Below are 10,446 nucleotides of genomic sequence, written 5' to 3' on the forward strand. Positions count from 1 at the left end.
CCTCTAGAATGCGCGGCTCTCGCAGGTGTGCGAACATAAGGTTGACGGTTAATGCCGTTGATTTTTATTGAATTATTGATTTTTCTCTAGGGGAACTCTGTGTCTACAAAACTGGCTAATCCAGCGCCATTAGGTTTAATGGGCTTTGGTATGACAACGATTTTGTTAAACATTCATAACGCGGGATATTTCCCTATTGATTCTATGATCTTAGCCATGGGGATTTTTTACGGCGGCATTGGTCAAGTGATTGTGGGTATTATGTGTTTTATGCGCGGCGATACTTTCGGTACGACGGCATTTACCTCTTATGGTTTGTTTTGGTTAACATTAGTGGGATTAATCCTAATGCCTAATGCGGGCATTGCGGCGAGCCCAACGTATTTTATGGGCTGGTATTTAACGCTTTGGGGCATATTCACCGCATTTATGTTTGTGGGTTCTTTACGTTATCCACGAGCTAAGCAATTTGTGTTTGCTTCTTTGACTGTCTTATTTTTCCTATTAGCGGCGCGTGATTTCACGGGCAGCGCCTTGATTGGCACTATTGCTGGCTTTGAAGGGATCATCTGTGGTGCGAGTGCGATTTATTTTGCGATGGCGCAGGTGCTCAATAATGAGTATGGCCGCACGATTTTACCGATTGGTGAATTGAAAAAGTAATGCCGAAGTGATGAATACTGGTGAAAAGGCTGATAAAAATCAGCCTTTTTTATAGGTGTTTTTTAGCGGGATTAGATTTTAGTTTTAATATAGGCCACAGCCGCATCATCTAGGCTACGGAGGGAAACATAACTCGTGCCAGCCTTGTGGGTGATCAAGAAGCCTTTTTCAGTTTCTTTAATCCGGTAAATGTCGGTCCATAAAATTTGGCTGGTCACTGACATGGATTTAGTGTGGATCCCTTGCTCATCAATGGTGAGCGTGACCTCATTGCTAGCCGCTTTACTCATCATTTGACGCATCAACCACCATGCCTTGTGATACTTCACATTGAGCGCCTCGATAACGCCGAGTCCAACGAAGAAGTAAGCTAAATAGAGGCTAATGTCGGCGAAGATCAGCGCGATACCTATCAGGCCCAACCCTATGGCTTTGTAGTAAGGTTTGAGCGTGGGATCAGGCACGACAGATTGGGTATAGCACTCATCGAAATGGGCTTTATCTAAAATATAGGTCGTTGAGTAAGAATAGGGTGTGGGCATGATGTCATCTACTTTAGGTGCTACTTAATGCGGGCTAGTGTAGCGATAACAGTGATGAAAGTAACTAAAGTCACTAATTCATAAAGCCACTAATGCATAAAGTCGCTAATGTCTAAAGTGCTAAGGTCGCTAGCGTGAGTATAGGTAAGTGCGGCGTCGCGTCCTAGGCCAATGTTGGGATGATCTCTTCGATAAAGCTAACACTGGGAGTTGGACAGAAATGCTGCAACGGCTATATTAGTCTTGACGTTAGCGTTATTCGATCCCCATGAGTCCCTCAAGGAGTGCGAAAGCATAATGGCCTTAGTCCCTAAAGATTTTGTTAATTACAAATCAACGCCGGTTTTCAGTCGTGACAACGTCCCTAACATGTTGCTGCACATGCACAATACTAAGGCTGGCGTGTATGGGCAGATCCAAGTGCTAACGGGCAGCTTAAAGTTCTATGGCTTTACGGGCAGCAGCGGCGAGTTAGATAAAGAAATCATCATTCGCGCCGGTGAGACGGCCATTTCTCATCCTGAGTATTGGCATAAAGTGGAGCTGCTGACCGAAGATACCCAGTTCAGACTTCACTTTTATGCCCATAAGGATTCGGCCATAGTGGCGCAGCAGCAATCCGAGCGAAGTGAATAGTGCTTAGCATCTAGCACTCAGTTCGATTCGCACGGTTCGCGGCTGCAGTTGACCACTTTTTTTAATAACGACTTACGCTAATACCGTTAATAGCGATTTCGCTCCGCCGGAATATCAGTTAAATACTCGACAAATTCCACTTCAAAACCATGGGCGTCAAAGAAGTAAATATTACGCCGATAGGGATCTTCCATGCCATCTTTGGCAATCGGGAAGCCTGCTTGGGTCAATCTTGCTATCACAGCATCTAAGTTGTCGGTGACAAAGGCAAAATGTGCCAGTCCAATTTGATGACCCGTTAAATCTCGGTTTTCTCCCTCACCATTGTCACTAAAAGCAATGTATTGATAATCATCGCCAAAATGAATCCAATTGCGAGGTTTGCCGTACCAAGTGCCTTTATCGCCACCACGAACACGCCAGTGGGGAAAAGCCGCTTGATAAAAGCGCAGTGCTGCGGGGATGTCGTCTACGACTAAGTTGATATGCTCTAAATGAATCATAATGCGTTCCTTGTAATGATTTTAGTCTGTTGCTGGTGGTTAAAATCTCAAGCCGCTTACATACCGTAACAGTATTCCTGCTGCTTTGGGTACGCTTGTCCGGCATGTTGTTGACGAATGGGCGCTAATGCTTGGGCGTATTGATGCAGCATATACAAGCTGTACTGCACTCTTTCCCTGAGTGCGATATCTCGAGCACCTTCGGAAACGGCATTGAGTACATTGCTAACATTGCGGATGATCAAGTGATCGGGAATGGGCACTAATTTATTGTTTTTGAGTGCATTCATCTTCACTTCAACGATGGGATAAGTACCGCCAATTCCGCTTGAAACAGAAATTAACAGTGCCGGTTTATGGGCGGTTTCTTCGCGAGTACACATCAATAAAAAGTTCTTCAGTAGTGGTGATGCCATGCCGCCCCATTCAGGGGTGATAAGCACCAGCGCATCGGCTTCATCGACGCTTTGTTCTATTTCGGGCCAGTGCTCCCCCTTGTTGCCTTCCTCTCCATCCCAAAACGGCAGGTTAAATTGGCATAACTCTAAGTGATGTATGCTGGCGTAACCCATAGCATGGGGAGATGAGAAACTGCTTTCGGCAATATAACGACCGACTTTAGCACTTTGGGAGTCGGGTCTTTGGCTGGTGCTGATGATGAGTAACTTCATTAAGTAAACCTATTTGTTTATAAATTAAAAAAAAGGTAATGACTTTATTTAATCTTGTAAAGGATAAAGTAAATAAAAAAGTTTATTTAATCTGTTAAAGCGGTACTGGATCGGAGATAATGCGCTGGCTACCATCGGAGAGTTCAGATGAAAACCACTGATAAAATTATTCAATTGCTCAAGTTACATGGCCCGCTTACTGCTAAAACCTTAGCGGAGGAATTGGCGTTAACGACGATGGGCGTGCGTCAACATCTTCAAGCTTTAGAAGACGCAGGCGATGTGGACATCGAAGATAGAGTTGAAGGTCGTGGTCGCCCAACACGTTACTGGGGATTGACGGAACAAAGCCGCAGTCATTTTGCCGATCGCCATGAGGAATTGACGGTACAGCTAATTGATTCGGTGAAAATGATCTTTGGTGACCAAGGCTTAGATAAGCTTATCGACCACAGGGAACAAAGTGCGTTAACCCAGTATCGTGCCGCTATGGAAGGGGCGACAGATATTCCGACACGTTTGGCCATCCTCGCGAAATTACGCTCGAACGAAGGTTATATGGCGACGATGGAACAGGTAGATGGCGTGTATTTTTTACTCGAAAATCATTGTCCTATCTGCGCCGCAGCGACTAAGTGTTTAAACTTTTGCCGCTCAGAGTTACAACTTTTCCAGCAATTATTCGCCGATATCGCGGTGGTGAGTCGCGAAGAACATATCATCGAAGGTGCACGCCGCTGTGCATATAAGATTGAGGCTATTCCTCACTAGTGGGATTTAAGCCGCTCAATTATGGCGCTTTATCTTTAGGATAAAACGCCTCTGAGCGCCAACGCCATATATCAAGCGTTAGTGCGGAGCTTAGAACTGAGGAGCTTAGGGCTTTTCAGGTTCGTGATAGGCCAATAAGGTTTCGAAACGAGCATGTCCTTTAAGTTGTGAGAAATCCGCCTCATCTAAAGCCAGTTCCTTGAAGGATGCGCTGTTATGAATGGCGCGCTCTAAATCAGAAATTGCTCTATCTTCAACCCCTAAGCACGCAAAGGCGCAGGCTCTTTGATAAAAAGCGTGGGCGTTAGTCGGGTCAACTTCCAGAACTCGATTACACAGGCTTTGTGCCCAGTTAAATTCGCGCATCTCCATTGCGGCGTCGGCCTTGTAGGTCAGGGCTTCTAAATCCCCAGGTCGAATCGTGAGGATCTCATCATAGACTTCAATCTTCTGCTCTGGCGTTTGCGCACTTTGCGCCCGTAGCCAGAGGTTATGGATTTCATTGATAATCTCAATCTCGCGATTATTGTCCGTGATAGTACGGCTCTTACGCTTGAGTTCTTGCTCAAGTACTTTGAACTTTTCTTCGTATTGTTCGGCAATACTTTGCAGCTGGTTAGCAGCCAGTTTGGCGGTGTGCGTTTTGATTTCTCGCAGGGATTGCCAACCGATAAAGGCGACTAACGAGGCGACACCCGCGATGATGTAGAAGAAGTAAGTTACAGTGACATTGGCGTAGTTCATCGATTTGTCAGCTACGGCGAGTTCGCGGTCGGTGATGTCGATGGTGAGACGACGCTCGAGATCCTGTTGATCGTGTCTGAGGGATTTAAGTTCATCGAGGACGTAACGCTCGACCAGCGGTTTATCATGGATAGCGGAGGAGCGAGCCGCTTCAGGAGGATTGACTGCATCGCTCGCTTGGGCGAAAAAAGAGCTCGCAAGCGTCACTAAAAACAAGGCTAAAAATAGCAGGTTCGAACGTATTAAAACGGGACTTGCGGATAAGTTTTTGATGCGGTAACCACTCACAGTAAGATGAATTGAGCGCCTAGCTTAACAAATTTTACCTCGTTCGATCCAATTTAGCCCAGAATAGCCTTTGTGATAACCCGTTGCATTGGCTTGCTATGAGCCGAACTTGCATCCTGCTAGAATGGCTATCTCATTCATATTTCGTCATTTGTGGTGTTATGCAATCTAAGCGCGGCCGACTCGATCGTTATCTTTGTACCCAGTTACACACTCACCGTAAAGCGGTGCGTGAACTGCTATTATCGGGCCGAGTGTGCGTCGATGGATTGATAGTGAAAGATATGGATTGGCAAGTGGATGAGTTTTCCCACATCCAACTCGATGAGCAAATACTGCAGGCCAATGCGCCCGTCTATGTGATGCTCCACAAGCCGATAGGTGTGGTAAGTGCCACCAAAGATACTCAGCATAAAACTGTGATTGATTTGCTTGATTGCGAAGCCCGTGATGAGTTGCATATTGCTGGCAGATTAGATTTAAACTCTTCGGGTTTGTTGTTATTGACCAATGACAGCCGCTGGTCTGATGCGCTGATGTCACCTACACACAAGGTCGACAAAGTGTATCGGGTTACCTTAGCGAATCCCATAACCGAAGAATACATCGCTGCATTTGCCGAAGGGATGTATTTTGGCTTTGAAGATATTACAACCCAACCCGCTAAGCTGGTTATCCTCGCTGATAACGTGGCTGAAGTGACTTTACATGAAGGTAAGTATCATCAAATCAAACGGATGTTTGGTCGGTTCCGCAATCCGGTTGTTGGCCTGCATCGATTATCGATAGGCGATATTGTGCTTGATGAAAAGTTGGTACCGGGTGAAAGTCGCGCGCTCACTGCCGCTGAAGTTGCCTCTATCCGTTAAAAATGATGAACAGAAAAGTACATCAAGCATTCATCATGCTTGTCGCTATCGTTTGCCATGCTAACAATGAAAGCTAAGCATAAAAGCTAAGCATTCAAACGGACCTGAGCGTGAATTTTCTCAAGTCCGTGTCATGCCATTAAAGATCGGCGTGAGGGCCGAACACTTCATAGTGCATGCTTTCAGCCGCGACACCCAGAGCGAGTAGTTGTTGCTTGATGGCTGACATGAATCCAATGGGGCCGCAGAAATAATAACGTGCGTGGGGAAGCAACTGTTCGGCGACTTTACTTAACTCCATTTGCCCTTCGAAATCATAATCATCACCCAACTTATCGGTTGGGGCTGGCTCACGATACCAAACATGACTCGTCAGATTATGATGTTGCTGGCGCTTGGCGTAGATAGCCTGTTTGAAACCGTGTACGGCGCCTTGCTCACAGGCATGCAGCCAAGTGATAGTGCTGGGATGCTGCAGCTTGAGTAATTGATTGAGCATACTTTTCATCGGTGTTTGGCCTACACCAGCCGAAATTAGCACTACGGGCGTGTCCGCCGCGACTTCTAGGGTAAAGTCTCCCGCGGGTGGCATCACCGCGATTTTGTCGCCGACGTGTATCGCATCATGCAGCAGGTTCGACACTTGTCCGCCGAGTTCGCGTTTTACACTGATGCGGTAGCTGGTGCCATTTGGCGCATCGGATAAGGAATATTGGCGGATTTCTTCATATGCCAAATTCGGGTGTGTTAGCTTCAAACTTAAATACTGACCGGGGATAAAATCTTTAACGGGCTTGCCATCTTCGGGCGTCAATATGAAGGAGGTGATGACTGCTGACTCGGTATTTTTCGCGCTAATGACAAACTGACGCTCACCTAACCAGCCACCATCTTGCTCTGCATGCGTTTGATAAATTTGTGCTTCTCGCTGAATAAAAATGTTGGCTAAAAATCCATAGGCCTGTGCCCAAGCTTCTAACACATCTTCTGTTACCGCATCGCCACCTAATTCTTTAAGCGTTGCCAATAAATGGCTGCCGACGATCGCATACTGCTCAGGTTTGATCAGAAACCCCGTATGTTTTTGGGCAATGCGCTCGACGGTTGAACTCAGTACCGCTAAGTTTTCGATATTTTTTGCATAGGCTGCGACGGCATTGAACAGGGCTACAGGCTGACCACCAGAATGTTGGTGCGCCAAATTAAATACATCTTTTAGTTCAGGATTATGTTTGAACATACGTTGATAAAAATGGGTCGTCAGCGCAGGACCTGCTGATTCGAGTAAGGGAATGGTGCTCTTGATAACTTGGATAGTACGGCTGTCCAACATAGAAAATCCTTAACGTGTAAATATTATGAATGTTTAATGAGTTTAAAGATCTATTTGATTTGGATCAATAGAGATTATCGCTATCTGTGCTATCGATAACGAGGCTGAGATCATTTGAAGTGTTCAATTGAAGGAGAAATTAAATCGAGAAATAATGAAACGGATATTCTATTTCAATGGGTTACAGATGATGTAAATAGAGGGGAGTTTGACTGCAACAGCAAAAATGGTTGCAGTCGTTTTGTGGGTGATTGAGTTAAATTAGAGCTTAAATGCGCTCACTTGATTGCGCATGCTGCTGGCGAGCTTAGTCAAATTAATCACAGATTCACTTAATTCAGCCGCCGAAGCTGTGGAATGCTCGGCGATATCGCTGATGGCAATAATGCTGCGATTAATACTCTCGGCAACGCTACTTTGCTCTTCAGCTGCGGTCGCAATGTGGGTATTCAGCTCGGTGATGCTGTCTACTGAGGTGACAATTTCTTTCAGCGCTTGACCCGCCTGATTGGCTTTATCGTTGGCATCATCTACTTGATTGATACCGATTTCCATGGCGCTGACGGCTTCTTTAACCCCTTGTTGTAGGGTGGCAATCATGGCCTCAATTTCTTGAGTCGATTTTTGAGTGCGTTGCGCTAGGGTGCGCACTTCATCGGCAACGACCGCAAAGCCGCGACCTTGCTCTCCCGCCCGTGCGGCTTCAATGGCGGCATTGAGTGCCAGTAAATTGGTTTGTTCGGCAATACTCTTAATCACATCGAGAACGCGGCCGATATTTTGGCTTTCATTAGATAAAAATCCAATGACCTGCGCCGTTTTTTGAATTTGATCAGAAAGCTGCGACATACTGCTAATCGATTGCATCACAATATTATTGCCGTTAGCGGCATAGGTATCGGCATCTTTGGCTGAATCTGCCGCGGCAGATGCGCTTTGGGCGACTTCGGCAACGGTGGCCGTCATCTCATTCATGGCCGTTGCAGTCTGCTCCGTTTCGGCTTGTTGCTGTTGCATTCGTTTATTGGTGGCTTGGGTGAAGCTACTTAACTCATTTGCCGAACTGTTGACCGTAGTTGCTGCCTCGGCAATGGAATGAAGAATGCCCCGTAAGTGTTCAATTACTTGGGTGAGGCTCGTGGATATTTGCCCTAGCTCATCGTGATTAAAAGTGGTGAATCTGACGGTGAGATCTGAGTCTTGATGGATCCTCTTCAGTTTACCGAGGATGTCATTAATGGGATTCATCACGCTGCGATTGACCCAGAGTCCAATCACAATACTGATGATCATGGCGGCACAGGCTAATGCCACAAAAATAGTGATTGATGATTGGTAAATGGCATTTACACGATCTTTTTCTTCGCCCGCCACGCGGATTTGCAGTGCAATCAGTTCAGATATTTGGTTGCTGATAGGATCGATCGCTTGGTACAGCGGCAGGATATTGGCTGAGAGTTGGCTTGAAACATCGCCGTTTAATCCTCTTAAGCGCGATATCAGGGTATCAATCTGTTGATTCGCGGGGGAGAACAGCACTTCGGCTTGTTTTACGAGTCGGGATTCTTCTGAGGTAAGCTCGGTAGATAGGTATTTTTGCCAATGTTGAGTAATAGTCGATTTGGCACTGTCTAGCGCTTCAGCCGCTTGCGAGGCGGTGAAACCACCCGCGTTAGCCTTATTTACCGCATCGATAACATCGACCGCATACTTATCGGCAATCACTTTTAAATCATCCAGCGGCACCACTCTGTCGTTATAGATGCGTTCAACACCCGACTCAATATTGCCCATCATATTAATGGCGAGAAAACCAATCGTCAGTAACATTGCAAGGGGGACCAAAATGCCAATAAACATTTTTTGTTTTATTTGTAGACCGTTCATATGGGATAGCCTCAGTGAACTAAAGAGTCCTTTAGGCAGAGCTCGAGCTATCCCTACGATGAGTCTGTAACATTAGGTATAGCAAATCAGCGGAAAGAGGGGAGAGTAACAGAGGATTTTTTTGTTTTAGATACAAAAAAACCTCGCTAAGCGAGGTTTAAATGTTGGTACAGATGAGAGGACTTGAACCTCCACGCCCTTGCGAGCACCAGCACCTGAAGCTGGCGTGTCTACCAATTCCACCACATCTGCATGGCTATCCGAAATTTCATCGAATGAGTAATCATAAAACCGAATAAACAATCTTAATGCTTTGTTTCATTCGTTGAACTGCAATTTGGTACAGGTGAGAGGACTTGAACCTCCACGCCCTTGCGAGCACCAGCACCTGAAGCTGGCGTGTCTACCAATTCCACCACACCTGCACTGTACCTATTGCAGTTCTCTAACATTAGTCGCTGAAGCAACCAATTTAAAGATGGTGCCCGAACCCGGAATCGAACCAGGGACACGAGGATTTTCAATCCTCTGCTCTACCGACTGAGCTATTCGGGCGACGGGCGCAATTTAAAGGCTTTTCGGGTTTTGAGTCAATAGATTTTTACTAAATAACGTAAAAAGTGACTCGGTTGGATAAGATTTACACGAAAGTGTCATTTACGCTGCAAGTGGCGAGCTAAAAATAGTCAAACCACTATCCACGCTGGGGACTTAGCAATATCCAGTGATGGGTTATCTTGGCTAGCAAAGCAAAAAAATGCCCCTATTAAAGGGGCATTCTCGGCTAGTTTGATAAGATTTCATTGTTTGGATAGTTAGCTTGCATTACCATGAGCACGTTTTGCTTCAGCTTGCTCTGACCTAATTCGCCATAAGCTTCTATCATTATCTCTAATGCCCGTTCATTTGAAGGGGTGCCAGGATATGTTTCCATTACAGATTGTGCTCGGATTGCTGCGGCGCTCCATGCATTCATCTTTAGATAATATTCGGCAACTTGGATTGAATATCTTGCTAAGCGATTCTTCAACGCTAACATGCGTTTTTGCGCATCGGCGGCATATTTGCTGTTAGGGTAAGTTTTGATAAGACGATCAAAATCTTTGAAAGCATCTTGAGCATTTTTAGGGTCACGATCGGTTCGGTCGATATTTAGCATATCGTGGAACAAATAGTTGTCGGCTTGCATGTTCACTAAACCGCGCATATAGAACACATAGTCAATATCAGGGTGGGTAGGATTAAGACGGATAAATCTGTCTATGTTCGCAATCCCCGAAGCGACATCGTCCATTTTGTAGTAAGCATAAATCAGGTCTAACTGGACTTGAGTTTTGTGAGGTCCGAAGGGGAAGCGTGAGTCTAACGCCTCCAAAGAACGGACAGCTTTAGAGTAATTGCCAAGTTCCATAGAGGTTCTTGCCTGAGTGTAAAGCACATCAGGTGACGTTTTGGCGGCAATATCGTTATCATCAGGGCTGCTGCTACAGGCTGATAACGCTAGTGAAAATAGGACTAAGGTAACGCCTTTGGAAAATT

The 10,446-nt window shown here is 45.7% G+C and carries 11 protein-coding genes and 3 tRNA genes; 4 read left to right on the forward strand and 10 right to left on the reverse strand.

Annotated features, from left to right (window positions below; genetic code table 11):
- The first annotated feature begins 99 nt into the window (after nucleotides 1-99).
- Nucleotides 100-663, forward strand: a complete 564-nt coding sequence (locus K5Q99_RS20305) for an acetate uptake transporter (RefSeq protein WP_106649706.1) — start codon at nucleotides 100-102, stop codon at nucleotides 661-663.
- 71 nt (nucleotides 664-734) lie between these two features.
- Here the strand turns inward: K5Q99_RS20305 and K5Q99_RS20310 are convergent, their stop codons facing one another.
- A complete protein-coding gene (locus K5Q99_RS20310; RefSeq protein WP_220777946.1) occupies nucleotides 735-1,205 on the reverse strand; it encodes a YcxB family protein in 471 nt (156 codons plus the stop codon).
- A gap of 297 nt (nucleotides 1,206-1,502) precedes the next feature.
- Here K5Q99_RS20310 and K5Q99_RS20315 point away from each other — a divergent pair, with 297 nt between their 5' ends.
- Nucleotides 1,503-1,841: a TehB family protein gene (locus K5Q99_RS20315; protein WP_220777947.1), complete on the forward strand. Its 339-nt coding sequence runs from the start codon at nucleotides 1,503-1,505 to the stop codon at nucleotides 1,839-1,841.
- Between the two features lie 86 nt (nucleotides 1,842-1,927).
- Here the strand turns inward: K5Q99_RS20315 and K5Q99_RS20320 are convergent, their stop codons facing one another.
- Together K5Q99_RS20320 and K5Q99_RS20325 are read right to left on the reverse strand one after the other, a co-directional pair.
- The gene (locus tag K5Q99_RS20320) at nucleotides 1,928-2,344 is read right to left on the reverse strand and encodes a VOC family protein (RefSeq protein ID WP_006080581.1); all 417 of its coding nucleotides are present in this window, start codon (nucleotides 2,342-2,344) and stop codon (nucleotides 1,928-1,930) included.
- A 56-nt stretch (nucleotides 2,345-2,400) separates the two neighbouring features.
- Nucleotides 2,401-3,015 (reverse strand): NADPH-dependent FMN reductase, encoded by a 615-nt coding sequence (locus K5Q99_RS20325; protein WP_220777948.1) that lies wholly within the window; start codon nucleotides 3,013-3,015, stop codon nucleotides 2,401-2,403.
- 147 nt (nucleotides 3,016-3,162) lie between these two features.
- Here K5Q99_RS20325 and K5Q99_RS20330 point away from each other — a divergent pair, with 147 nt between their 5' ends.
- Nucleotides 3,163-3,786: a helix-turn-helix transcriptional regulator gene (locus K5Q99_RS20330; protein ID WP_220777949.1), complete on the forward strand. Its 624-nt coding sequence runs from the start codon at nucleotides 3,163-3,165 to the stop codon at nucleotides 3,784-3,786.
- Between the two features lie 105 nt (nucleotides 3,787-3,891).
- Here the strand turns inward: K5Q99_RS20330 and K5Q99_RS20335 are convergent, their stop codons facing one another.
- Nucleotides 3,892-4,818, reverse strand: coding sequence for a tetratricopeptide repeat protein (locus tag K5Q99_RS20335; protein ID WP_220777950.1), 927 nt, complete (start codon nucleotides 4,816-4,818; stop codon nucleotides 3,892-3,894).
- Between the two features lie 161 nt (nucleotides 4,819-4,979).
- Here K5Q99_RS20335 and K5Q99_RS20340 point away from each other — a divergent pair, with 161 nt between their 5' ends.
- On the forward strand, nucleotides 4,980-5,687 hold the full coding sequence (locus K5Q99_RS20340) for a pseudouridine synthase (protein ID WP_220777951.1): 708 nt from the start codon (nucleotides 4,980-4,982) through the stop codon (nucleotides 5,685-5,687).
- Nucleotides 5,688-5,826: 139 nt separating this feature from the next.
- Here K5Q99_RS20340 and hmpA read toward each other — a convergent pair whose 3' ends face one another.
- The 6 genes from hmpA to K5Q99_RS20370 all read right to left on the reverse strand — a co-directional run.
- Nucleotides 5,827-7,020, reverse strand: coding sequence for an NO-inducible flavohemoprotein (hmpA, locus tag K5Q99_RS20345; RefSeq protein WP_220777952.1), 1,194 nt, complete (start codon nucleotides 7,018-7,020; stop codon nucleotides 5,827-5,829).
- A gap of 261 nt (nucleotides 7,021-7,281) precedes the next feature.
- Nucleotides 7,282-8,907 carry a methyl-accepting chemotaxis protein gene (locus K5Q99_RS20350; RefSeq protein ID WP_012588348.1) on the reverse strand — a complete coding sequence of 542 codons (1,626 nt, stop codon included), beginning with the start codon at nucleotides 8,905-8,907 and terminating at the stop codon, nucleotides 7,282-7,284.
- 165 nt (nucleotides 8,908-9,072) lie between these two features.
- Nucleotides 9,073-9,159, reverse strand: a tRNA-Leu gene (locus K5Q99_RS20355).
- 86 nt (nucleotides 9,160-9,245) lie between these two features.
- Nucleotides 9,246-9,332: transfer RNA gene (locus tag K5Q99_RS20360), tRNA-Leu, on the reverse strand.
- Between the two features lie 54 nt (nucleotides 9,333-9,386).
- Nucleotides 9,387-9,462, reverse strand: a tRNA-Phe gene (locus K5Q99_RS20365).
- Between the two features lie 229 nt (nucleotides 9,463-9,691).
- A partial coding sequence (locus tag K5Q99_RS20370; RefSeq protein WP_220777953.1) for an outer membrane protein assembly factor BamD occupies nucleotides 9,692-10,446 on the reverse strand: 755 nt, incomplete at its 5' end.

Origin of the sequence: Shewanella hafniensis (assembly GCF_019655335.1) — a bacterium.
GTDB lineage: Bacteria > Pseudomonadota > Gammaproteobacteria > Enterobacterales > Shewanellaceae > Shewanella > Shewanella hafniensis.

Coding starts and splice junctions, on each gene's coding strand:
- K5Q99_RS20310 (WP_220777946.1), bottom strand. CDS start 1,205: ATGCCCACACCCTATTCTTACTCAACGACCTATATTTTAGATAAAGCC.
- K5Q99_RS20315 (WP_220777947.1), top strand. CDS start 1,503: ATGGCCTTAGTCCCTAAAGATTTTGTTAATTACAAATCAACGCCGGTT.
- K5Q99_RS20320 (WP_006080581.1), bottom strand. CDS start 2,344: ATGATTCATTTAGAGCATATCAACTTAGTCGTAGACGACATCCCCGCA.
- K5Q99_RS20325 (WP_220777948.1), bottom strand. CDS start 3,015: ATGAAGTTACTCATCATCAGCACCAGCCAAAGACCCGACTCCCAAAGT.
- K5Q99_RS20330 (WP_220777949.1), top strand. CDS start 3,163: ATGAAAACCACTGATAAAATTATTCAATTGCTCAAGTTACATGGCCCG.
- K5Q99_RS20340 (WP_220777951.1), top strand. CDS start 4,980: ATGCAATCTAAGCGCGGCCGACTCGATCGTTATCTTTGTACCCAGTTA.
- hmpA (WP_220777952.1), bottom strand. CDS start 7,020: ATGTTGGACAGCCGTACTATCCAAGTTATCAAGAGCACCATTCCCTTA.
- K5Q99_RS20350 (WP_012588348.1), bottom strand. CDS start 8,907: ATGAACGGTCTACAAATAAAACAAAAAATGTTTATTGGCATTTTGGTC.